This is a genomic window from Bosea sp. ANAM02, assembly GCF_011764485.1.
GTDB lineage: Bacteria > Pseudomonadota > Alphaproteobacteria > Rhizobiales > Beijerinckiaceae > Allobosea.
The window spans coordinates 16,216-38,793 of the sequence record NZ_AP022849.1; the positions used below are offsets into that span (position 1 = coordinate 16,216).

Sequence of the window (22,578 nt, forward strand, 5' to 3'; positions counted from 1 at the left end):
GTCAGAGGTCGGGAGGCAGGCAAGGTCCGTCGTCACAATCCTTGTCTCAATCCACTGACCTGTGCCCTTTTTAATTTCCTCCTCAACGGTGTGGCGCATTCCCCGCTTCCGCGTAGGATGGATGGACGATTCCAAGAAAGCGGTTCGATGAAGGTCATCACCACACTGTTTTGCGAGAAGGCCCTTAAGCTCCACAACGGGCGCAGCCAGCTCGTGGGCGTGATCCCCGGCCGGGCCGAAATGACCTCCGCTCCTGTCGGAGAAGTCCTCCCGCTGGACGCCGTTATCTGGCTCGATCGCGCCGAGAGGGGCGACGTGAGGTGCGAACTGCGCATCGAGTCGCTTGCTGGCGACATCTTGGCCGTAAAGCAGGTCTCCCTTTCCTTCAGCGGTCATAGCTGGAGCGAGCTCGTTATCACCAACATTCCCCTCGCTCGGGTCAGGCGCGGGGGCGTCGTTGTGAAGCTGAAGGAGACAGGCGGCCAGTGGGTCGAGGCTGGTCGACTGGAGGTGACGATCACCGCGCCCCTCATCGACATGGAGCCGCTGGCTCACCGACTTAGCGCGTAAGCGCCATCGCGTCCCGATGGCGTTCGAGGCGATCGAGAAAGCCTGAACGGAAGTTGAGATTTTTCGACATGCTCGCGCGTCGGAGAAACCCTGAGGTAGCTCGGGCCGACAGCGGCTTGCCGGGGTGCTCCAGGAAGCGAGAGAGCGGTGGACGAGCTACCCAATGCGGGAACGAGGAGATCTCAACCTGCATGCGCCCGCCAGCGCTACCGAAAGCTGCCTTCGGCCATCGATCCTGAAAAGGGCGGCAGCGCGAGCGATCAAGGGCGCCTGGGTTCACGATACGGTTCGCGACCCAGCCAGCGACGGGCACGCACATTGCGTTGCCGATCGCGAACCATCGAGAGGCTTCTCCGCCGACCGCTTCAGCTGGCTTCGTCCAGTCGACGGGGAAGCCCTGAAACCGCTCGGCGTCTCGGATGTCCGGGGTCACGACGTTGCCGTCAGGCATGATAACGGCCGGCGCCGAGCAGAGGCCAATCGTCGATCCGCTCTTCAGCGTGGGGATCGCATCCCGCACCAGGCCAAGGCCATTCCTGCCCTCGGTCCAATAAAAGCCGTGCGCTGCCGCAGTGAAGTCGGGCGGGTCCTCGGGCGCCCGTGCTTCATCCGCAAGGAGGATGTCGGCGGGGTCTGTCCCTTCCCGCGTTGCGAGCAGGATCACGCGTTCTCGCCTCTGAGGCACGAAGGACCTCGCGTCCACGACCCTATAGGCCCAGCGATAGCCTCTTTCCTCGAAGGCTTCGGCAAGCCGGGCGATCGCTTCCCCTCGCCGCAGCTTCAGCATGAAGGCGACGTTCTCCAGCAGAACAGCGCGCGGTCCAGCCTCGTCGATCAAGCGAAAGACGTGGGAAACAAGGCCGGACCGCTCGCCCTGGATCCCTGCCTTCTTGCCGGGAGCGGAGAGATCCTGGCAGGGAAAGCCGGCGCAGAGGAGGTCGGTCCGCGGTACCGAGGGGAGGGTGGTGACGTCATCGTGGAACGCTACGCCCGGAAACCTGGACTTCAGGACGGCAGCAGGCGCGGCGGCCTTTTCGCAGAGAAGCTCAACCTCGATACCGGCCCGCGCGAGGCCAAGATCGAAGCCGCCAATTCCGGCAAAAAGGGAGACAGCTTTCACAATGAGGCCCGGCGATCCGTATCCATCCGGAAACCATCAGCCGAGCCAAGGATTGCCACAACGATTCTTGTATCTGGATTGCGAAGAATGCGGGGATAGCCCGCTTGTCTCATGCCAGCGCGGGGCTCATCCTGGCGCGAGAGGTTTTCATGTCCGGCCAAACGATCATCATCGACGTCCCGCTGACCTATGGGGTCGTACTCACTCCGAAGCGGCATCGCTCGGAGAAGGAGTTCTATGTGGTCGAGCGTGTGCCGGTTGCTTTTGGCGTCTTCGACGACGAGACGGCTCCTGTGTCAGCGACGTTCGAGGGCATCTACGGCCTCACCGCGACCCCGCACGGCGGGATGCTCTCGATGCGCTCGACCGAGACGTCCCATTATCGACCCGCAGGAATCGATGACGGCGTCCCGAGCAGGCTCGATGACTTTCGCGCCTATCTCGAAGGCGGCTCCCACTACGCCTCTGGTGGCTCGCACATGCTTGAACGTTCAAAGCCCTTCGGCGAGCTCCCTGAGGGCAAGGTCGCTCGCGACAATCGGGATGAGCGCCTCGCGGAACTTCGCCGGAAGCTGTCTCGATATGCCGTGATCGGTGAAACCGTGCATGAGGAGATGCAGGAGCCTGTCTTCCACATCAGGCATCGCGAGCGCGGACAGCCATTCAAGGCCGACGTTGTGCTGATGGGCCAGATCCAGGGCCAGGTCCGTTCAGACCGGACTTTCGGTCTCCTCGATGCCGAACGTCTTCGCGATCAGCTCCGTCTCATGAACAACGGCGACGTAGCGGACATCGCCGGTTCTGTCGTGATTCTGAGGCCTGACCTTCTGCGGTATCTGCACGACGAAGAGCCGCGGATGCGGAGCTACATCACGAGCTTTGTCTCTTCGATGAAGCTCAGCCTGGAGCGATCCGTCGACACCGCTCCGCTGGAATGGTTTCAAGGGTACCGGAACCTCAAGGCGGTCGCCGATGGTCCGATCGAGGACGCTGTCGAGGCGCTGCGAGAGCTCGCTACCACGATGCAGGCGACCGAGGCCGGCCGCACCCTCAACTCCACTTCTCTCCAGCGGCTTGATGATTGGGACCGCTTTGTCTCGTCGCGCTCGGCCGTAGACGACCTCTCGCGCGCTTTCGGAGCCTGATATGACCCTGGCCCCTCGGATCATCGACATCCCCGTTGTCTACGAAGTCGAGCACCTCCCGCCCCGGCACCGCAACCCCCAGCGCAAGTTCATCCGCGAGAGCGTTCAGATCGCAATCCGGGTTCTCGATGACGAAGATGCTCCGGTATCGTTCAGGGTCAGTCCGAACGCCTACGGGCTCCATGCGGCAAAGACCGATGTCACCGAAATTCGCACCGTCGATAGGACGCATTGGCGTCCGCTAACCAAGGGTTGGTCCGGAGACGACTCCGAGCTCACGGCTGACTACGTCATCGCTGAAATGATCGAGGGCCGGCGGGAGATCAATCGCCCCGGGCTTTCTGACTGGATGCCCAACTCGGCCGTCGGCCCTGAGGAGATCGCAGCCGGGCGCTTGATCGAGTCGGGGAGGGAGGCTGCCATCGCCAACGTCATGGCGATGGCTTCCAAGTTGATCATCGTCGGCGATCGCATCTACAAGCCCACCTCCGAGCCGGTCTGGGAAATCGTCGAGTTTCACGGCGGCGCCTTCATCAAGGCGACGAATATCAGCGCCGTGAAGGGAACCCCGTCGGCTGAATCGGTCTTCCCGGCATTCTTCTACGATCGCGCCATAGAGCAGCTGTTGGCGTCCGGCGTGAGGCGTCGAAGCATCGACAACGGTGAAGCGGTCTCTGGCAAGATCGAGGTCGTTCGACCTGACCTGGTATTCTACCGCCACGACGAGACGCCGCGCTTTCTGGGTGAGGCGAAGTACGCCTTTACCGAGGCGCGCAGAAAGATGGGCGATCAGATCGACAGCATCACCGCCGTCCAGCTGGAAGCCTACCAGGCGTTCTCTGCGACGATCCGCGACAACGCAGATCCGCACGAGATTGCCACGCGCTGGCGCGTTCTTGTTGACACCGTCGCCGACACGGAAACCTTTGGGCACTTCTGCAAGAGCGCACACCGCTCTCTCGAAGCGTGGGATCGCTACGTGGCGGATGTGGCGGCCGAGCAATCCCTGGGTCTCCTGGCATGAGCTCTGAGACCCCCGAGCACTCGAAGACCGTGGTGTGGCTGCCTGCTCCCAGCACCATCGAAGTCATCAAGCGCGGCTGCCGCGTGCCGAGCGAGCACACAGTTGTTGACCTGAAGCCGATTGCACTCCCGGATCTCAGCGAGGATGAAGCTCCGCTTGTCGTCGAAATCCAGACTTACGCTCGCTTCGAACAGGTCCAGCCTTATCGCCGGTGGAATGGCGATGCCTGGCGGCCGCTCCTGAATCCCAACTTCGAGCACCTCACAGTCGAAACCGCCGGCACCGCGATCACCGCCGCGATCCGAGATGTTGCGTCCAATTTCTACAACGCTAAGCGGACGTTCCCCGAGTTTCCCTTCGACGAGCAACCCCTCGCCATCGATTCCAGGGGCAAATTCGGCGAGCCGATCGAGCTTGAGAAGGCGCAACTGCGAGAGACGGTGAAGGAGAACCTGGATGCGGCGAAAAGCGCCGCGGCACGGGTTCGCCAATCGCTAATCGTGATCGACAACCGTGTCTATATCCGCGCGCCGGAGCCGCTCCTGGCGTACAACCCGACACCGACGTCAGGTATCCTGCGCGCCGACTATCCGACCTATCAGGGCATCTCCCAGTCGGGGACACGGTCGGATTACAAGCCATGGCTCTCCTTCCGCATGAACGAGATGCCCCTCATCAAGGCGCTTTCGAGAGCGATCGCGTGTCCGATCAATCCCTCCTTCGGTGAGATCCGCTATTGCCACGACGATTTCGAGGACCAGGGCTTTTTTGGCTGCAGCGCCGAGACAGGGCTGATCGAGATCGGTCATGGCCTGGTGAGCGCAGGGCGCCAGACGATCGGCTTTTTCCCCGATGCTTCCCTTGACGCGTTCAAGATCCTTCGCAGGGCAATCGAAGGCACGACCGCCCGACCCACCTCCCGGGAGGTTCTGGCTGTGCCGGTGGAAAAGATCTCAAGCATTTCGGAGGCAATCATCGCGCTAGGCGAGTCGACGAGGGGCTTCAGGCCAACCTCGACAACGACCACGGAAATGCTTGCTGCCGTTCGCATGGCTATGCGACGCGAGCGCGTCCGCCTGGAACTAGCAAACGCCCCGGAGCTCGCAGATCTCTCGATCTGAGGCTCAGCGCGCCTCGCCGTCGGCGTCGTGCTTTGCTCGCCAAGCAACACGTCCGGAGCGGAAGGCGTAGGCCGCGGCTACGACGTCGTCGACGCCTTCGAGCGCTTTCTTCCCCCCGCGCGCCTTCGAGACCTCGTCGACTAGGCGATCTTCGAGCTCCTCGTGGAGCTCGATGGCGCCTGCGAACGGGATGTGCCCGATCCGCAGTCCGTTCGCGACCAGGCGCCGCGACACGAGCAGGCAGCGGTGGCATTGAAGAGGGTCTCGTTCCGAGCAGACGAGAACAGGCCGGCCTTGCTGGGCAAGCTCCGTCACGCGCTCGATCCCGCGAGCAAATTCAGCTGTTTCGGCCATAAGCGGATAGCTCGCGATGCCGTCAATGACGAGCTCTTCCCGTGACGGACGTCCTCCCAAGAAGCGGCCGGCCCAGCGATATCCGAGCCCAGCGCGCGGCGCGGACACCGTGAGCGCGCTTTGCTCGAAATGAGGGTTCCAGCGCGACACCGGATTGGTCCGCACGTCGACGAGCTCGGTGCCGCCGGCCGCGCGAATGGTATCGAAGAAGACCTCGATCGGATGGTTCGAATGCCCGATCGTGAGAATGTCGTAGGCCGCCATGGTCGCTCCAACAAGGATTGCCGGAAGCATCCTTGAAAATGACGCAAGATGCCAAGGTCCGGGCGCCTCTGCCCGGTGGATGGTGGTCGGTTTCGTCACCTCGGGCTAACTTCGGGCCTCAGGAGATCTCCGTGCGCAAAGAACTGTACCGACTGCCGTTGCCTCACCTGCAATCGGTGCTCCGCAAGCGCCATCGGAATGCCGAGAGCGTCATCGCCACGGATTCGCACCCGGTCGAGCTCGCCACGGTGAGCGCGGAGGAGGCTCCGGTCTATCTCTCCATGGACACGCATTCACAGCCGGAAACCTACCGGATCTGGGACAACCGGACCTGGCGTGCGGTGTCGGTTCGGCGGAAGCCCGTTGCTATCGCCGATTTCGGACGCGCGATCCTGCAGGAGCTCAGCGAGAACCTGGCCTCCCTCCAGGGGGCGACCCTGCTCAAAGCGCGCTCAACCTTCGCTCCGGAAGTCCCGTTCTCAACCCACGCACTCCGCGCCAGCCCAGCTCGTGCCCTAACCGGACCGAGCGGCACGATGATGCTGACCCAGGGAGGCGACGTCCGGGAGTTTCTTGAGCGATCCGTCGAGGATCTCGCAGCCGTGCGCGATGAGCTTGAGGCGAACACCCTGATCGTCGCCGGCGAGGTCTATCGCGCAGCGCGAGAGCCGTTCCTCCACATCGATCAGACCGGCCTCATCACACTCGCAACCCCGACGTCTGATGAGGACGAACGGTATGGCCACATGATCTCGATTGGAACCGCGTCAATCGACCCGATTTTCGCCTTCTCCCCGAGCAAGTTCGACGAAATCACTCATCTGAAGGGCCACCTCGAGGCCATTTCTGAGTTCGGGCGCTTCGCCAAACGCGATGCCAGACAGCCCACCTACCATCTCAACGTCGAGGATTTCCCCAACGGGCCATACGGGACTGACGACAGGTGGTGGCTGCTGGCCAGGGCGCGCGGCCTTCAGCTGCTCGCCGCCGATGTTATCGGAACGCTCCCGGACACCGCGCTCCACGCCTTCATGGACTACCGGGCGACCCTACGCGCCTACCCGTCCGACGTCACCGCGGCGGCCGCATCCATGACCGCAGATGGCGCGGAGGAGATCTCCGCCGCAATCATCTCGTTCAGCGCAGCCCTACTGGAAGAGCCCGACCTGAAGCTTTCAAGGCGCGGGCCCATGCTTCGGAATGCACTCCTCGCCTGCAAGGCGCGCGAAGAGATTTTCGGCCCGCTGGTTCCGCCAGATCTCTCTCTACTTAGTCTCTGAGTTCCTCCCCGGAATCTCCGAGCGGGTGAAGATCCAGGACCATCCTCTGTCGACGGCTGATGTCGACATGCGTGTAGATTTCGGTCGATCCTAGATCGGCGTGACCGAGCATCTCCTGGATGACGCGCAGGTCTGCTCCGTTAGCGAGGAGATGGGTTGCAAAGGCGTGACGGAGCTTGTGCGGCGAAAGCAGTGCCGGCCTTCGGAGCCCGGCATCGAGCGCCGCTTGCTTGACGTCCTCCAGCGCCGATATCCGTGTCAGCGGCTTGCTGGCGTCACGGACCGCGTGGAAGACCCATTTCTCGGAGGCGACGCCGTACGCTGCAACCGCCTTCCGCCATCGCATAATCGCCTCGACCGCCCGAGCGTGCATCGGCACCAGTCGCTCCTTATCGCCCTTTCCCCGGACGTAGAGCATCCGCGCATCGCTCCGGAATGCCTTCCACGGCAAGTTCACAGCCTCACTTACCCGCATACCTGATGCATACAGCGTCTCGAAGAGCGCGGCGCGGCGCGCGAAGCTCGCGTGCTGGAATGGCGTGGTCGACGTGTCGGCTGCTCTTGCGTGTGCGGTATCGAGCAGCTGATCAACCTCCTTCATCGACAGGACAAGCGGAAGCGCCCGCCGGCGCTTCATGGGTTCCAGTAGCGTGGTGGGGTCGCTCGTCGAATGGCCTTCAGCAACCATGAAACGGTGGAGATTGCGAACGACAGAGCGCTTCTTCGCGAGGGTAGCTTCAGCGAAGCCGCGCTCGATTAGGGACCCGAGATAGGCAGTCACATCCTCGCGCCGAACGTCGAAGAGAGTGAGCCCCTGCTTCGCCAACCAGGTTAGGTAGGTCTCGATGTCGTCTGTATAGGTGTCGATCGTCCCGAGCGAGCTCGCCTGCTCGCTCAGCAATGCCGTCAACCAGAGCTCGGCCATTGCGCGGTCATCCATCGGCGCAGTCTTCCGACAGAAAGGTTAGTGCTTCCTTGCTGCTGATCACCACCCTGTCGACCGACGCCCTCTTGGGCGTCTTTCAGTCAGTTGCAAACGGTCCTCCCCATCAGAAGGGGAGGCGTCACATCGCAGCCAAGCAACAGCGTGGCTGGACCTCGAACATCGAAGCGCTCCCGCCAGCACTGCTCAAGGACGGCTTGATTTCCGCCGTCAGGGGCCGCTCGGCGCAGCCGCCGGCACTTCGACCCAGCTCGGCAGTTCCGACGACGTTCGCAGACCCCACGAGATCGGGTTCTCCAGCGCATCCGGGTTCGCGTTAGCCAAATGGTCGTAGAAGTTCACCAGCATTTCCTCGGTCATCGGGAGCCATGCTGTGCCGACCTGATATTCAGCCGCGCTGATGGCGTTCTCCTCGCGGTCGAAGACGAAGCGCGTCATCGTCTCGCCTTGGCCGGGCCCGAACAAATGGCCCCATAGGCTGCTGTCTTCGTCGGCGATTACAAAACGGTGCGCGTCCATAAGGTCCTCCTATCGATCGGATCTTATGGGTCGGTTTTGCAAGCCACCAGCTGACGCACGTTGGTCGATTTCGTGCCGTCCAGCTAACATGCGGCAGCAAGAGGAATCCGCATGTCGCTGCTCACCAATCCCGACGGAACGGTCAAGGTCTACGCCACGGTCGACGACGAGGATGAGAAGATCCTGGCGGCCTACAACGGGGTCGGCCAGGCGATGAAAGGTACGGCCGAGCTCAAGGCCGCCGGCGCCACCAACGCCGTGTACTACAATTTGACTCACTCTGCCTGTCCAGCCTGGCTAAAAGCAGCGATCCGTTCTGACGCCGCATATTGCGAGGGACGCGCGTCCGAGTTCGAGGCCCGCGCGAAAGCGCTCCGAGCAAACGCTGTCAAGGCGAACAACGAGGCTGCGGATTATGAGCTCCAAGCTCAATTCTGGCGCCTGGACATTCCTTCAGAAGACGTCCCGACCGGCCCAAAAATGTAACGCGCGACTCTTGATGCGACTCGTCAGATTTCTTACATTTGAAATGAAATAGTCGCCTCAACAGGCTGAAAATAAGAATATTTTTGATATAGATTCGACCTATCAAAACACCGATTACACGAATCAGCCGGTGCGACGACCCTCTTCCGTGCATTTAGTTCCAAATGGCACCAATTGGCTTGCCATATACAGGTCGGACCGGGAGCTAATTGGCTTGTAACCCAATTGAGCGTCGTCTAGCCCATATAATTGCGCGATGTAGCCCAATTCAACGTTGTGGGCGCCCCACCCGCCAGAGCGCCCCTGATGTCACGTCCGAAGCTTGAGTGACGTCGATCCTCAAGCCCCGCCTGCTAGGAGCGGCGCCAAATAGTCCGATCCCGCCCGATGACCGTCATCGGGGACCACTGCGAATGTAAACAGGATCCTCCTCCTCGCCGGGGTCAGCCTTCCCGTTTGTCGCGACGAGAATTGCTGTCCACGCGTCCGCAGCCGGCGCGATGCCGAAATCCTGCTCCATCCACTGGATGAAGGTCTGCGTCCCCATCATGTTGATGTTGCCGCGGACACCGCGCATCGCATCCCTGGCATCTCGATCGTCGACCAATGCCACGATGGCCTCGCCGGGTCCGAGCAGTTTCTTGGCGCCACGCACGGAGGATAGAAGGCTTGCCTCGCCTCTGTCTGACCAATCAGGCATCAAATCCGGCGGGCTGCCGGCTCGCTGCCACAACTGCATCTCCCTTTCGTAACGGCGCCCTTCTGCCGTCTCCAATCGCTTGATGCGATACCGATTGCGTTCGAACCAACCCTGGATCGCCTCACGCGAGGCTTTGCGCAGGTCGCTGCCTTCGGGTGGCGTCCGGACTGCCTCCTCCATTACCATGTCCGTCAGCCACACCTCACAACCGGGGATGAAAAGCCAATCCAGCGCGTCGATTGCTCCCAAGAGGGACAAAGGCGTCGCATCCGACACCAGGATCCTGGCTTTGAGGGGCACCGCCGGTCCGGGGGCGGACGTCATCGACGCGCGCCCGCAAAGAGTGACCTAACGCGCGCGAGCTCGGCATCCACAGCTACCGCCGTGCTGCCTGAGAGAGCATCTTCAGCCATTCGCCGGGCTGCCGCATCCAGATCGTGAGTGTCATACCCGAGAGCGTCGGGCATGGCCCGCACGACAACCGGTCGCTTCGGTATCAGCGCCGGAGGAACGGTCTCGCCCGCGGCCTTCTTGAGGCGTACGTATTCCTCGACAGAAACCATGACGTTCCGGGGTTTCCCATAGTCGGTGAGAACGACGGGTTCCTGCCCTGCGGAGGCCTGAACTTCTCCGGTTCGCCTCTGGAGATCGGCTGACGTGAATGACAGCATTGCGCGCTCCATTGCTATATCTTATGTAAGATACGTATAATTCTGCAATAGGTCAAGACTCTCCGGCTGACCAGCATTCTCCCATGTCGCAAGCTAGCCTTGCCCAGGTTTCTCGATGGCATGGCTACGTGTTCGGTAGCGCGCGGCCGCATCGGCGGTCGTATCGCGTCCTGACGGTTGTGATCAGACTCTGTCGCCCGATTAAACGTCGCACGCTTCACAACACTCAATTGGGCGACAGAACACCTTGTACGACGCTTAATCGGGCGACATCGCGCAGACAATTGGGGGCTATTGCATCCGAGCTGATTGGGAAATTCTGCAAGGCAACGCCATCAAACGATCTGCGGTGCACTAATCGGTACGCTCCTTCATCGACGATCAGCCGACTTGCCCTTGACCCTCAGGAACACTCCCCGTATCTGATCGGCCACTCCGTATCGCCGCGGCTGCTGAACCCTGGCATCGGAGATTCCCGTGACACATTGTGACGCGCCATTTCGGCGTGAGCTTTGCGCTGGCCATAGCGTGCGATCCGTCGTCGCCGCCGGCGAACCTATGAAACATCGCAACCGCGCGCTCAGCGACCTCGCGGCAGCTATTCCGAGGCCGGCCGATCTGGCTGCCCAGAACGCCTCTTTCGACGCGATCGCCACCACGCCGGACTTCCATCCTGGCAAACCGGTTCCGGTCGGTGTTGTGGCAGACGTTAGAGGCGCCGTACTACCGCACATGATCGGCAACGACATCGGCTGCGGAATGCGGATGATCGTCCTGGACGGCGTCGGCGAGGTCGATCTCTCGCCGAAGCTCGACCGTGTGCTTCGGCACAAATTCTTCCAAGGTGGCAGGGATATCGCGCTCTCGGGAACGAGCCGTCACGCCCTGCTCCGCGAAGGCCTCCCGGGCTTGCTTGAATCGATCAGCCGCAAGCGCGTCGGAATGCTCGCGGCTCTGGACATGAAGTCGGCCTGGTCGGATCTCGACCGCACCTCAGATGCTGGCGTCTTCGCGGCGGCGCGCATCGACCCGGGCTTCCGTGAGTACGCTCAGCTCGGAGACGAACTTCGGCGCGACGCCATCCTGGGCTCGATCGGTGGCGGGAATCATTTCGTCGAATTCGGCATCGTCGACCGGGTCGCTGATCCACGCCTGGCCTACGAACATCACTTGAAGCCTGGATCGATCGTCATCGTGGTCCATTCCGGCTCCCTCGATTTCGGCCAACACGTTGGATCAAGTACCTCAGACCTGCTGCGGCGCGAGTGCCGGCCGGGCGACGACTGGCGCATCCTATCCGAGGGGAACTCGATAGTTTTCGAGCGCTATCTCAACGGACAGGCGAACGCGGTCAACGCGGCCTTTGGCAACCGGTTCCTCATCGGGCTCACGGCGATCGCGGCCGTGAGTGAAAGCCTCAACCGCCCGATTTCGCACCGGCTGATCTACGACGCCCCTCACAATGCCATCTGGCGAACCGGCCCGGTAGCGCGGCATCGCAAGGGCGCCTGCCCGGCCGCGGCGGGTGAGCCCGTCATTCTTCCAGGCTCCATGGGTGACGGCACCTGGTTGTTGATGGGTCTCGGTTCGCACGAGAGTCTGGCGTCAGCCGCCCACGGCGCTGGGCGGCGGCTTTCGCGTCAAGAGGCACGATCCGTGGCAGCGATTGATCCGTGCCTCCGGGTTGTCGGGCCCATCGACGCCTCCGATAAGCGCGTGCGTTCACGGCCCGATTTGCTCCGCGAACTCGCCGGGAGGCTGAAGGAGGAAAGCCCTGCAGCCTATCGGCCTATCGAAACGGTCGTGGACCCGATGGCTGATACCGGTCTCGTGAGCCGCGTCGCGAAAATCCGCCCCATCCTGACGGTGAAGGCTTGACCAGGCGCAACATCAAAACGAACCGCCGCTGTCCGAAATTTCTATACAAATTCTGGACGGCGGCACCCTCCGGCAATCGTTGGGCTAGTTTTCATGGATCGGCATGTCACTCTTCCATTTCTCCTGTAACATACTGAGCATCCGGAGTATTTTCTCACCCCAAACTGGACGATGCCAATCGATCCGAGCGCTACCATGGACCAGCACCTGCCGAACCGAGAACGGATCAACGACCGCGCGAAGCTAATCATGCATCGCCTGGTGGCGCGCGAGCTTGCCCGGGACCCTGCCCTGGTGAACCGAGCTCGCGACTACCTTCGGGCCCGGGCGTTCCAATTGCCGGGACGAGACACCACCTTGGAGAGGGAGAAGCTTCTGTCGCTCCCCGCCTCGGTGCTCCGTCGAAAGCTAACCTGTCGAAGCGAGGACATGGTGCGTCTGCGTCTTTCCTCGCCGTTCATGGTCGTGTCCAGCCTTGGCCTCGACGATATCCCTCTCCGCCGGCGCATCTGGCGCATGGCTCGCCGCATGAGGGATCCGGGCCCGCCCTCCTCCGTGTATTCCGGGCCGCTGGCAGGCCCAGGCTGAAGCCACCGGCCACCCATCACGTCATCCTCCTTCGGCGCAGCGCATGGAGCTCGGTATCCAGGTTGAACCGGCGATCGGCGATCATCCGGACAAGCGCCCGGAAATAGCCTCCCGGGTTTCGGATCCGGTTGGTGCCAGCAGCCACGTCGTCCGTGTGGAGCTGGAGGACGTAAAGCACCGCGGCCGCAGCCCGGACCGCGCCAATTTGCTGGACGGCTTCCAGCCAGGCGCTCTTATGGGCCCCGATGGTCCCTCGAAGTCGAGAGCCAACGACCACGAGATCGTCGACTGTCTGGATCTCTTCATCGAGCTCCCGATAGGCGGGGCAGATTTCCAAAAGCAGTCCAACGGAGACAGGGTGTTCGGTCGAACGAACGCGCTCAGCTTCTTCGGGAAGCTTTGTACAAGGTTCGCTAGGAGATCCGTTGTTGTTTTCTAATGCCGGTAAATGGTGCCGCCTTTGCCCGGTCTCTAGTCGAGAAAACCGTAGCTCAAGGGCTTCTCGGATTCCCCGATAGTCTCGGACGAGATCACCGATCGGCGCCATGCTGCCGCGCCTGGGGGTTCTGGCAATCAGCCCCTCCAACGCCTGTTCCTCATCGTCAATCGCGACGTGCGGATATTGCTCGCGCAGCGCCGCGATCGCCTCCTGCGAAGCCCTTCGGTCGATCGTGATCGCTTCGAACTGACGATCCTGCTCGTCACGGCGTCGCTTATGAGCGTCGTTGAGCGCGACGAACTCAGCATAGCGCGCAAACAATGGAGCCAGGTCGTAGCCATAGGCGTCGACCACTTTCCCCGCGGCGTTCTTGACTGCGTAGCGCTTGCCGTTGGCGCTGTCGCGCGGCGCGATCACCTCAAGCTCGATCAGTCCGCGCAAGGCGTTACGGATCGACCGCTCGGAGAGCCCGGTTCGTGAGATCAGATAATCGTTCGATGGCCAGACCATCAGCCTGCCATCGAACTCCTGCTCGCCCCAGCAAGCCGCCAGCTCTTTCAGGACAATGCGCAGCGTTGGGCGCATCTCCAGGGCCTTTTCGGCCTCGCGAGCCGCTCGTGAGAGCTCTTTTCGGGCGACACCCCGTTCTTTTTCGACACTATGCTCCCGCGCGGCCAAAACGGCGCGTGTCAAACGCCGGCCGCCGGATGATGCGATCTGCATCCCGATCCCCCTGTTGAGGGCAAGGGCCAGCGTTCACCGCGAAGGCGATGTTCGTTGACAGCGACGATTCGGGAAGGCTATAACCGCGTCTGTCAGGACAGCGGTTTGGTACGGCTCTGCCTCACCAAATCTCTAGAGCTCAAAGCCTCGGATGTTTCCAGCATCCGGGGCTTTTCCTTGCCTGGTTACGTTCTCTGGTTTGATTTCTCCTGCGAGAGGCGAATAATGCCCTCCGCATAAGCTGCTTGCAGGGACTCAAAGCGACCTTCACTCACTATCTTCTTCAAGACCTCGCGGGCCTCTTCAGGCACCCAGGTCGAGACCTCACACAAGCCCTTGCTACGCTGTAAAGTGCGATACTCGGCCTGCTTTTCACGGCTCGGTCTTTGCTGTCGCATCATCCCACTCTCTCGTCAGCACGTGTGTCCTGCCACGATTCGGTCACGTGTGGAAACCGGCACACGTGACTCGAGGTTTTTGGCCCTGATCTGGGCACCCTGCTGAGCCGTTCGGCCGGTCGCGCTTGTTGTGCTATCGATGGCGAATCAACAGGGTTCCAACGCCACCCCTTTTGATCGAGCCGACGCCCCTGCCCCCCAGACGGCGTCGGCTCGTCCGTTTCAGGCCGCTGCTGACTTTCAAGCTCTTTGTCTAGCCTCCTCCAAGCACAGGAGGCATCCATGGCAGGATCCTACGCCGGCGGCTCGACGCTCGTTTCGCACAACTGGTTCTCCAAGCGCGCCCCTGACTTCGTCCTCTATCGTGGTGACGTCGGCGGACCGAGAGGCTTCCGGAGCTTCGAAGACATCGAGTCCTATCGAGCGCTCGCCGCCCGCGTTGGTGGCCTCTTGGTTCAGATGAAAACAGCGAAGCCCGACAGCGAACACCAGCGTCAGCTCGTCAAGATCGTCGCCCCGCTCCTCGACAAGCTCATCCAGCTGGAGAAGGGCAAGGATCGAGACCTCTGCGCTCGCCTCAGGAAGTCGGCCGGCCTGGTCGTGCCGAAGGATCCCGCACCTCGCTCGATTACCAACCGCGCGGCAACCGAAGCTCGCATCGTGATGCGGCGCGCCGAGCGCCAGCCTGCATTGGCGTCGATCCGCCGTTGAGGCTCATCCCCGGAAACCTCCCGCGGCATCCTTGAGGCTCACCGGCCAGGGCCGTAGCCTCGTGGACAGACGGTCAACGGGCACGCGCCCAATGACACATCCGGGATCGGGAACGATCCCTGCCCCCGGTTCCCGAGACCGGTCACGTCTGACGTCCGGCCCTTGCGGCCTGGAAAACGGCGGCTGCTCCGGCAGTCGGCCGAAAGGCGGGCAGGGATATGGGGACGCGCAGTGCCGAGGCTGACCAGGCGATACCTCGCAGAGATCAACGCCCTGCCCTGGCCGACCGTGCTGCAGGGTCTGGGCGTCACCCCGCCCAAGCATGACCTTGGCGCGACCGCTTTCATGATGTCCTGCAGCGCGAACGACCGATCGCCATCAATGCGCTTCGATCGGCGCGGTTTCTTCCATTGCTTCAGCTGCGGCGGTAGTGGCGACGTGTTCGGCTTTGTGTTGCGATACCTCGCCACCGAGGGTGCCCATCACGACTACAAGTTCTCACCTTACGCCGCGGATCCTTTCAGCCGCGGAAAGCGAGTCATCGAACCCCGGGCCCACAGCCAGGCGATCAATCACTTCGCGCGGAAGCATGCGATCGGGCGCCGCAAACCGCCCGCATGCCAATAAGAATTCAATTTGAGCGCCCCCGTCGTACCGCAGGTTGGCTCCATTCCCAACGGAGCGTTCCGATGTCCGCGACCTTTGTCCTTCGCCTTCCTGCAGCCGACGGCGACTGCAGCGAGAACCCCCACATGGTGTTCCTTCCGCCTCCTGGCTTGCCGGAATGCGAAATTCGATCGCACGCGGCCGAGGCCATCAAGATAGCGCACTCGGCGCCGTCCTTCGCGAACTGGGATCCGGGGAAGACTGAAAAGCTGATCGTGACCGCGCTGCAGAAGCACGGCTACACCTGGATCGAGGAGGTCATCGGTCCCGACTGGGATCGCGACTGATTGCTCGTCGCTTGCAAGCGCCGACCATAGCTTCCCTCCGTAACTTCGGAGGATTCGAGTTGATTTCGCTTGGTGACAGGGTGTTCGTTAAAGGGGAAGGCCTTGGCCTGGTGGCAGCCGTCGATCTGATGGAAGGGCGCCCCAGCTACGGCGTCCGCATCGAGGGCTCCTCGGCTCCGATGCGCTCTTTCCCCCGCTCTCGGATCGCCACCCGTGGCGAAATCTACGTCGGCGCTGACGGGAAGGGTCGTGACCCTTTGAGCTATTCGGAGGCCTTTCAGATCGTCCTCGACCTGGCCGTTTCCAATCAGCCTGCGCTGATCAACGTCGATAGGGCCGACGACACGCTCGTTGCCCAGATCGGGAAGCAGCAGGTCGCGATCGAGAACCTGGACGAGCTCATCTCCTGCCACGCCGATGAGCTGGACGAACGATTCCGGGTCCAGCTCGCCGCGACGACTGAAGTCATTGGCCTCATCGCGCCAGCTCGGTTCGACACTCCGGATGACCCTGGCACCGCGCTGAAACTTTGCTTCGAGCTCGCGCGCGAGGTTGCGCTCGATCCCGAACGGGTCGCCGATGACGAACTGCTCAGCGAGCAGGCTGCAAAGCAGGCGCAGGCGCTCGACACCGTCTACGACTTCATGAAGCTGCACACCCAGGAACTCCGGGACAACCTGCCGGCGATGCGCCCTGCCCCGTCCTTCTGAGCTCTATCGCGGTCCAGACCCCATCATCCCCGCGTGCTCCAGCATCTGCGCCTGTGAGCGGTCGAAGATCATGACCGTCGTCCAGCCGCGGACTGAGCCAACCCGAATGAGGGGATCGTCGGTCGGGTAGATTGCGGTCTGCTTTGACAATTCCACCACGAGGTTGAGCCCGTCTGGCGTCGTGTGGTCCGCGATGAACCCCCTGCTCAGTTGCGTGATGGTGCGAATGTTCTGCGGCGCCACAGCGCCCATTCCGCCAGCGGTCAGGACGAAGTCCGACCAGCGACCGTCGCGGAGGATGCGTCCCCCGTAAATCACCCCGTCCTTCGCCGTGGTCGGATTCTTTTTGTCCGGCACCATGAAGATTGCTGGGTGATCGAAGAGGAGTAGAGCGCGCTCATTCTCGGCCGCGATCCGCATCTGCGCAGCGTGGATGATCGGATCATCGAAATCACCAGGAGACGCGCGGACCGACGAGAGGTAGATCGGCCAGGCGACCTGGTTCCATGTAGTTGAGGCGATATGCTCCAACGGTCCCTTTCTCTTGGGATACTCTTCGCTGAGCTTGAAGCCGAAGCTGGTCTTCAACGCATCGATCCAGGGCCGCGCATGGCAGGGATTCGAGGCTCTGATCTTTTCCAGAGCATCCTCGACGTCCACACCGGTGGCCTCTGACATATCCTTGTAGCTCTGCGAAAGCTCCTTCGCCGAGACACCACCGAACAGCAACCTGTCCTGGGAATAATCGAATATGGGGTCCCCGAGCGTGGTTGGAGCGAGATTCGCCGCGAGCATCTCGATTTCCTTCTCGCTCAGAGAGAAGTAGCGAGAGAGAACCGCTCGATGGCGATCCCGCCGCGCGCGGACAACCTCCGCTGGCGCCTCCTCATCCGGAAGATCGCGGCTGCCTCGCATCGCGCGATCGAGATCCGCCCAGCTGGAGAAGCCGTATAGCTCAGCCACGACACGACGAACGCGCCCCATGGGCATATTCGTCGCTTTGACGATGGCATAGGCGATCTTGTGAGGCTTCTCCGGATCGGCCGGGATGGTGCGATCATTGGTCGGCATGCTTGGTCACCGGTCTCGTCGTGGTGGGCGATCGTTGCTGGGGTTCAGCGGTTTTCAGAATCGCGGGCCGGCCGGCGTCGCTTCGGCATCGATATCGGCCTGCAACTCCGACAGGAATGTCGCGTGCAGTTGCTTCTTGGCCGCCTGCAGCTTGGCATAGGCCTCGTTGAAGCCTTCCTCGCCGACGATGGACAGGATGTCCGCGGCTTCCTTGGCACCCTCCACGCTATGGAACCATCCAGCGCCCGGGATCATGTTGATAATCCCCTTCGAAACGATGAACCCGTCTCGGTGATAGAAGCCCTGGTCGTAAAACATGTTCGCGCCGAAATCGCGCTTCGCGACGATGTCGAAGCCCTTGTAGGACAGCTTGCCCGCTTCAAAACGCCGCCTCTTCTCTGCCTCATCCATATCGACTCGATCCCAGTTGCGATGACTCGATTGAATCTGACCGCGACCACTCGAACGTCACAACCGCTTGGAAGCTGTGACCAACTCAAAATTCGATTCGCTTACGGATTCCGGAACGATTTCCAGGCGAATAGTGTTTGAACTGGTGATTTGCGCCCGGGGGACAAAGAAAATGTACGAAATTCGTAGGATTTCCATCGCTGCAGTCCTTTTGACCGCAGGGCTTTCTCAGCCTGCATTCTCGCAGGCGAACGTGATGGGCGTCGGCAATCTGACCTGCAAGCAGCTCATCGACATGGGCGACAACGAGTTCCGCACCGCCTCGATCATCTCCTGGGTCGGCGGCTTCGCGAGCGCTCTGAACATGGTGTCGATGAGCAGCGGGCGACCCGTTCGAGACCTCGCTGGGATCGAGCCCGAATTCATAACGAAGCCGATCGTGGCCTACTGCACAAAGTACCCCGAGAAGGCGGTGTTCCCAGCAATCGAAGCCTTCATCGTTCGCCTCCCCGAGAAGGAATTCAAGCTTCCAATGAAGCCTTAAGGATAAATCGCTCTCGATCCTTGATCGAAGGGCGCTCGTCCACGGTTATTCCTTGATGCTCCGATGAAAATCCACCGCCCTCCATGCTACGGAGGCGGTGGTTTTGCGTTTCATGGAGTTCGTCGAGTGGAAGGTGTGATCGTCAATAAGCGCTTCGCTCGCCGGCAGCGCGTGGTGAAGGGCGCCAAGGCCGTCTTCAACGACAAATGCTCGGTGATGGATTGCCGCATCCGTGATCTCTCAACCACCGGTGCCAGGCTCGTACTTCCGAGCACCTTGGGCCTTCCAAATGAGTTCGACCTGGTCGAGTCCGGGTCCGGGATATCCCGCTACTGCGAGGTAGTCTGGCGAACTTTCGACGCGGTTGGCGTCAAATTCATGCCATCCGCAGCGTAACAATCAGCCTATGGTGCAGAAGCCCGGCAATGCCGGGCTTTTCTTTGACGATCGGCAGCTACCTATCTCGGCGATGGCAGCGGGGCGAGGGAGAGGGAGTTGGTCAGCTCCATTCCGTTCTTCAACAGCGCGTCGCGGACAGCCCTTCGCACATCACCCCACACCTCATCCGGGGTACGAGATGCATCGATCACCACATACCGGCTCCGATCGGTTGCAGCCTGCCGCAAGAAGCCTTCCCGCACGCGGGCGTGAAACGCGAGGCCTTCCACTTCGAAGCGATCGTCCTTGACGCCGGCATCACCGTTCCGCTTGCGCGCGCGCTCCATGCTGATCGCGGGATCCACATCGAGGACGATGACCAGGTCGGGACGGTGCTCCCCGACGGCGATCTGCTGAAGCTGTTGGATGACTGCCATATCCACGGTCGAGCCGGCGCCCTGGTAGGCGATGGTCGAGTCGCTGAAGCGGTCGCTGACCACGACCCCGCCCGCTTCGAGCGTTGGGACAATCAGCTTGCGAACGTGGTCTGCGCGCGCCGCGGCAAAGAGGAGCGCTTCTGCCAGGGGATCGAGAATACCCCCCGATCCGAGCAACAGCTCTCGAATGCGCTCGGCACCGGCCGAGCCACCCGGCTCTCGTGTTGACACCACGGCGATCGATTTCTCGTGAAGCCAGTCTCCGAGCCGGCGAGCCATCCCCGACTTGCCCGAGCCATCGACGCCTTCCACCGAAACGAAAAAACCCGCCACCTGCGTCTCCTTCTGCAGGCGGCTAAACGCCTGGCTATTGGTTGGCTCTGACCGCTCAGAGAACGCCGACATGAATTGCCAGGGCGTTCGCCTCGAATGGGGACAAGTACGCCCGCGGCACCGTGACTGTGTAAGCCTGACCGGATCGTGTCGGCCGCGTCTCTCTCCGGACCATGCCTACCTTGGCAGACCGAGCCTCCATCCCGCCCAACTCAGGAACTCCCGCCCTATCTTGGATGGAAAGGCGCTGGACCTGTCGGGTCGTCAGACCTTTCGGGAGACGTTGAGATCCAACACCGCCCTCGGCGGATGAGCACTTGATCGGTGCGGCATGCGCCGGTGTCAACAACACGGCGGAAACGAAAGCGAGCACATAGGCCTTCATGAGCGTTCCTCCCGCCAGATACTCTTTGGGGGCGAAGGCGCTCGCCCCGCCCCCAAGATCAGCTCGGCTGAACGCCAAACTCCCAATCAGGCCGCCAGGTTCGAGCCCGGCTTCACCTTCACGACCTTCTTGGCCGGAACGGTGATGCTGGCGCCGGTCGCCGGGTTGCGCGCGACACGCTCGGGACGCTCCGCCACCGAAATGTTCAGCCAGCCCGGCAGGGAAACCTTGTCGCCGGCCTTCACGGCGGTTGCGACCGTTTCGAGCACGGCCTTCAGAGCCTCCTCGCTCTGGCCCTTGGTGAGGCCGGTCTTCTCGGCCACAGCGGCCACGAGCTCGTTCCGGTTCATGAAGTTCTCCTGAAAAAGAATCGCCCAGTGCGATCCATGTGAATTCGGCGGCCGAGAGCTGATAGTGTCAAGCACAACAAGGAATATTCCTTCGAATCTCGAAGCTTCATCCACCAGGACGGTCGATCGGGGCCTCTTCCATCAAGGAGTGAGACGTGGTTATCCATCGCTCGCTGTTGCAACAGGCGACCCGCGCTGGCATGATTCGAGTCGCCTAAGGCCACAGCGCCCGGTGACTTTCCCTGTCGTATGGACGGATTGATTTGGCTCCGAGATCTCTGGTCACGCGCTGCTCTTCCGAGTTTGAAGACCGGCTGCCTCTCCTCGGCCGCTTCGAGGAAGTCGTACTGATGGCGTGCATCGCATGCGGCCCTCGTGCAACGGCCCAGGCGATCCAGCAGCGCCTCGAGGCGCGCATCGGCGTTCAACGCAATCCGACCACCATGATGACCACGCTCGACCGCCTTTCGAAGAAGGGCCTGGTCGACAGCACCATCGAGTCGAACTCCTCTGCTCGCCGCGGCGGCCGCCGCCGGCGCCTGTTCGACGTGACGGATTCCGGACGTGGCAGCGTCGAACAGTCCTTCGGCCTGATCAGCGATATGGCGCAGGACGCCGGTCTTTCCGATTTGCGCAAGAACCGCGCCGCCTGAGCAATCCTTCGTTGCCAAGAGAATCGAAGCGACCGATCATGGTTCATCCATGGAGATCGCCTTCGAAATGCTGCGCAGGTCATTGCTTCTCGCCGCTCCGCTAATGTTTGCGGCCATTCCTGCGCTCGCGCAGACCACGATCTACGTCCCGAGCCAGACGCAACGATTCGGCTCGACCATCATTACGAACCCCACCTTCGGCGTACCGCTCGGCTATGGAAGCACGGGGCAGGTCCCGCTTGGCTATGGCGTTCAGCAATCGCTTCAGCAGCAGCAACTGCTCCAGCAGCAAATCCAGCAGCAGTCGCTCGGCTCGTCTCCGAACATCGCTCTGCCGAACCGGAATGTTGGGGGAACGGACGATGTCATGACACAGGGCCGCGCCAGGTCCGATTCTTCATCGCCCAAGGTCCAGTCCGCCCCCTCCCTTTCTTCTGCCCCGTCGACCGGCGGAAGCCAGGAGAAACGTGAAGTCCGCGGCGCTCGCATCGCTGGACCGGCGAAAGTGATCGACGGCAATACGTTGGTGATTGGTCCAGACGTGGTTGTGCTTCATGGCGCAGATGCTCCCGAGCTCGGTCAGCTTTGCCATGATCCGAAGGGGCTAGCCTGGAACTGCGGACAACGAGCGCTCGATCGGCTCGTCTCCCTTGTTGGGAGTAACCAGGTCGTTTGCGTCGGCGCTCAGCAGGCTGTTGGCGGCGTTGCCGCTACCTGTCGTGTTGGGACAACCGATATCGGCCGTCAGCTCGTCCTGGAGGGCCTTGCAATGGTCCCCAAGGCCGTAGCCCCCGTCTATCTTGCGGAGCAGGCTTCTGCGCGGGCTGCTCGGTCCGGGATCTGGGTTGGAAGGTTCACTCCGCCGTGGTCACATCGATCCGGCAGCTAAGCGTCTCCACCGTCGGGTTGGATGAAGGGGTCGGGTTCGCCTGACCCCTTTTCTGTTGTGAGTTTCGGAGTGAGCCGGCTGAGGACGACTCGATTCGCGGGTGCGGGCCTGTCCTGCTCTTCGCTGTGGTCCGCGAATGGAGTGATTCACGACCTCTTCCTTGAAACTCCCAACAAGGATTGTTTCTCGATTCTCCACGCCTTGCGAGCTCGATCCTTCACCCGTCGAAACAGCCTTGGTTCTTCTTATATATTCAGGGTTCCGACCAAATCCGTATATCACTGATTTCAAATCGTTTTTCGACCTGTCGTTTTCGAAAGTCCCAACAATCGACCGGGAAACTCCCAACACGAGGTGGATAATTGCAATTCTTGAATCTCCCATGAGCGGGACATCGATTCGATCTCATCGGACTCGCGCGCCAATGGATTATTCACAACAATCCATGGCGAAACTCCCAACAGGTTTGACAATCCTTTGTTGGGACTTATGTTGGGAGAAACACCTGTCCTTGTGGGGATAAAGGAATG

Annotated in this window: 26 protein-coding genes; 16 read left to right on the plus strand and 10 right to left on the minus strand. The window is 61.5% G+C overall.

What is annotated here, in order from left to right:
• Positions 1–147 precede the first annotated feature (147 nt).
• Entirely contained in the window at positions 148–570 is a 423-nt protein-coding gene (locus tag OCUBac02_RS23700; protein ID WP_173049877.1) for a hypothetical protein, read from the plus strand.
• On the opposite strand, the gene OCUBac02_RS23705 is transcribed toward OCUBac02_RS23700, so the two are convergent.
• Positions 560–1,690, minus strand: a complete 1,131-nt coding sequence (locus OCUBac02_RS23705; RefSeq protein ID WP_173049879.1) for a DNA cytosine methyltransferase — start codon at positions 1,688–1,690, stop codon at positions 560–562. The genes OCUBac02_RS23700 and OCUBac02_RS23705 overlap by 11 nt on opposite strands.
• Before the next feature lie 149 nt (positions 1,691–1,839).
• Between OCUBac02_RS23705 and OCUBac02_RS23710 the strand changes: the two genes are divergently transcribed.
• Genes OCUBac02_RS23710 through OCUBac02_RS23720 form a run of 3 tightly spaced genes read left to right on the plus strand, consistent with a single transcriptional unit; the run spans position 1,840 to position 4,980 of the window.
• Positions 1,840–2,835: a hypothetical protein gene (locus OCUBac02_RS23710; RefSeq protein WP_173049881.1), complete on the plus strand. Its 996-nt coding sequence runs from the start codon at positions 1,840–1,842 to the stop codon at positions 2,833–2,835.
• 1 nt (position 2,836) lies between these two features.
• The gene (locus tag OCUBac02_RS23715; protein WP_173049882.1) at positions 2,837–3,859 is read left to right on the plus strand and encodes a hypothetical protein; all 1,023 of its coding nucleotides are present in this window, start codon (positions 2,837–2,839) and stop codon (positions 3,857–3,859) included.
• Complete coding sequence (locus OCUBac02_RS23720) at positions 3,856–4,980, plus strand: hypothetical protein (protein WP_173049884.1); 1,125 nt, start codon at positions 3,856–3,858, stop codon at positions 4,978–4,980. Before OCUBac02_RS23715 ends, OCUBac02_RS23720 begins: the two co-directional genes overlap by 4 nt.
• A 3-nt stretch (positions 4,981–4,983) precedes the next feature.
• Here OCUBac02_RS23720 and OCUBac02_RS23725 read toward each other — a convergent pair whose 3' ends face one another.
• Positions 4,984–5,598 (minus strand): DUF488 domain-containing protein, encoded by a 615-nt coding sequence (locus OCUBac02_RS23725; RefSeq protein WP_173049886.1) that lies wholly within the window; start codon positions 5,596–5,598, stop codon positions 4,984–4,986.
• Positions 5,599–5,729: 131 nt separating this feature from the next.
• Between OCUBac02_RS23725 and OCUBac02_RS23730 the strand changes: the two genes are divergently transcribed.
• The gene (locus OCUBac02_RS23730; RefSeq protein WP_173049888.1) at positions 5,730–6,878 is read left to right on the plus strand and encodes a hypothetical protein; all 1,149 of its coding nucleotides are present in this window, start codon (positions 5,730–5,732) and stop codon (positions 6,876–6,878) included.
• Here OCUBac02_RS23730 and OCUBac02_RS23735 read toward each other — a convergent pair.
• Positions 6,868–7,803 (minus strand): tyrosine-type recombinase/integrase, encoded by a 936-nt coding sequence (locus OCUBac02_RS23735; protein WP_244639314.1) that lies wholly within the window; start codon positions 7,801–7,803, stop codon positions 6,868–6,870. The genes OCUBac02_RS23730 and OCUBac02_RS23735 overlap by 11 nt on opposite strands.
• A 228-nt stretch (positions 7,804–8,031) precedes the next feature.
• A complete protein-coding gene (locus tag OCUBac02_RS23740; protein WP_173049892.1) occupies positions 8,032–8,340 on the minus strand; it encodes a hypothetical protein in 309 nt (102 codons plus the stop codon).
• A 111-nt stretch (positions 8,341–8,451) separates the two neighbouring features.
• On the opposite strand from OCUBac02_RS23740, the gene OCUBac02_RS23745 reads away from it, so the two are divergent.
• Complete coding sequence (locus tag OCUBac02_RS23745; protein ID WP_173049894.1) at positions 8,452–8,826, plus strand: hypothetical protein; 375 nt, start codon at positions 8,452–8,454, stop codon at positions 8,824–8,826.
• A 394-nt stretch (positions 8,827–9,220) separates the two neighbouring features.
• On the opposite strand, the gene OCUBac02_RS23750 is transcribed toward OCUBac02_RS23745, so the two are convergent.
• Positions 9,221–9,850: a hypothetical protein gene (locus OCUBac02_RS23750; RefSeq protein WP_173049896.1), complete on the minus strand. Its 630-nt coding sequence runs from the start codon at positions 9,848–9,850 to the stop codon at positions 9,221–9,223.
• 905 nt (positions 9,851–10,755) lie between these two features.
• On the opposite strand from OCUBac02_RS23750, the gene OCUBac02_RS23755 reads away from it, so the two are divergent.
• On the plus strand, positions 10,756–12,075 hold the full coding sequence (locus OCUBac02_RS23755; protein WP_173049898.1) for an RtcB family protein: 1,320 nt from the start codon (positions 10,756–10,758) through the stop codon (positions 12,073–12,075).
• Positions 12,076–12,270: 195 nt separating this feature from the next.
• Entirely contained in the window at positions 12,271–12,663 is a 393-nt protein-coding gene (locus OCUBac02_RS23760) for a hypothetical protein (RefSeq protein ID WP_173049899.1), read from the plus strand.
• 16 nt (positions 12,664–12,679) lie between these two features.
• On the opposite strand, the gene repC is transcribed toward OCUBac02_RS23760, so the two are convergent.
• Complete coding sequence (gene repC / locus OCUBac02_RS23765; RefSeq protein WP_173049901.1) at positions 12,680–13,825, minus strand: plasmid replication protein RepC; 1,146 nt, start codon at positions 13,823–13,825, stop codon at positions 12,680–12,682.
• A 680-nt stretch (positions 13,826–14,505) separates the two neighbouring features.
• Here repC and OCUBac02_RS23770 point away from each other — a divergent pair.
• The 4 genes from OCUBac02_RS23770 (at position 14,506) to OCUBac02_RS23785 (ending at position 16,597) form a co-directional block, all read left to right on the plus strand.
• Positions 14,506–14,934: a hypothetical protein gene (locus OCUBac02_RS23770; protein ID WP_173049904.1), complete on the plus strand. Its 429-nt coding sequence runs from the start codon at positions 14,506–14,508 to the stop codon at positions 14,932–14,934.
• A gap of 231 nt (positions 14,935–15,165) precedes the next feature.
• Positions 15,166–15,561: a CHC2 zinc finger domain-containing protein gene (locus OCUBac02_RS23775; protein ID WP_244639316.1), complete on the plus strand. Its 396-nt coding sequence runs from the start codon at positions 15,166–15,168 to the stop codon at positions 15,559–15,561.
• A 62-nt stretch (positions 15,562–15,623) separates the two neighbouring features.
• The gene (locus tag OCUBac02_RS23780) at positions 15,624–15,887 is read left to right on the plus strand and encodes a hypothetical protein (protein WP_173049906.1); all 264 of its coding nucleotides are present in this window, start codon (positions 15,624–15,626) and stop codon (positions 15,885–15,887) included.
• Between the two features lie 59 nt (positions 15,888–15,946).
• Positions 15,947–16,597 (plus strand): hypothetical protein, encoded by a 651-nt coding sequence (locus tag OCUBac02_RS23785; RefSeq protein ID WP_173049908.1) that lies wholly within the window; start codon positions 15,947–15,949, stop codon positions 16,595–16,597.
• A gap of 3 nt (positions 16,598–16,600) precedes the next feature.
• Here OCUBac02_RS23785 and OCUBac02_RS23790 read toward each other — a convergent pair whose 3' ends face one another.
• Together OCUBac02_RS23790 and OCUBac02_RS23795 are read right to left on the minus strand one after the other, a co-directional pair.
• Positions 16,601–17,668 carry a hypothetical protein gene (locus OCUBac02_RS23790; RefSeq protein ID WP_173049910.1) on the minus strand — a complete coding sequence of 356 codons (1,068 nt, stop codon included), beginning with the start codon at positions 17,666–17,668 and terminating at the stop codon, positions 16,601–16,603.
• 54 nt (positions 17,669–17,722) lie between these two features.
• Positions 17,723–18,079 (minus strand): hypothetical protein, encoded by a 357-nt coding sequence (locus OCUBac02_RS23795; RefSeq protein ID WP_173049912.1) that lies wholly within the window; start codon positions 18,077–18,079, stop codon positions 17,723–17,725.
• 172 nt (positions 18,080–18,251) lie between these two features.
• Between OCUBac02_RS23795 and OCUBac02_RS23800 the strand changes: the two genes are divergently transcribed.
• The gene (locus OCUBac02_RS23800; protein WP_173049914.1) at positions 18,252–18,623 is read left to right on the plus strand and encodes an HdeA/HdeB family chaperone; all 372 of its coding nucleotides are present in this window, start codon (positions 18,252–18,254) and stop codon (positions 18,621–18,623) included.
• A 126-nt stretch (positions 18,624–18,749) separates the two neighbouring features.
• Positions 18,750–19,019 (plus strand): PilZ domain-containing protein, encoded by a 270-nt coding sequence (locus tag OCUBac02_RS23805; protein ID WP_173049916.1) that lies wholly within the window; start codon positions 18,750–18,752, stop codon positions 19,017–19,019.
• A gap of 62 nt (positions 19,020–19,081) precedes the next feature.
• Here the strand turns inward: OCUBac02_RS23805 and tmk are convergent, their stop codons facing one another.
• Both tmk and OCUBac02_RS23815 read right to left on the minus strand, forming a co-directional pair.
• The gene (gene tmk, locus OCUBac02_RS23810; protein ID WP_244639318.1) at positions 19,082–19,771 is read right to left on the minus strand and encodes a dTMP kinase; all 690 of its coding nucleotides are present in this window, start codon (positions 19,769–19,771) and stop codon (positions 19,082–19,084) included.
• Between the two features lie 471 nt (positions 19,772–20,242).
• Complete coding sequence (locus OCUBac02_RS23815; protein WP_173049919.1) at positions 20,243–20,506, minus strand: HU family DNA-binding protein; 264 nt, start codon at positions 20,504–20,506, stop codon at positions 20,243–20,245.
• A gap of 263 nt (positions 20,507–20,769) precedes the next feature.
• On the opposite strand from OCUBac02_RS23815, the gene OCUBac02_RS23820 reads away from it, so the two are divergent.
• A complete protein-coding gene (locus OCUBac02_RS23820; RefSeq protein WP_280528872.1) occupies positions 20,770–21,159 on the plus strand; it encodes a helix-turn-helix transcriptional regulator in 390 nt (129 codons plus the stop codon).
• A 49-nt stretch (positions 21,160–21,208) separates the two neighbouring features.
• On the plus strand, positions 21,209–22,048 hold the full coding sequence (locus OCUBac02_RS23825; RefSeq protein WP_173049923.1) for a thermonuclease family protein: 840 nt from the start codon (positions 21,209–21,211) through the stop codon (positions 22,046–22,048).
• Positions 22,049–22,578 lie beyond the last annotated feature (530 nt).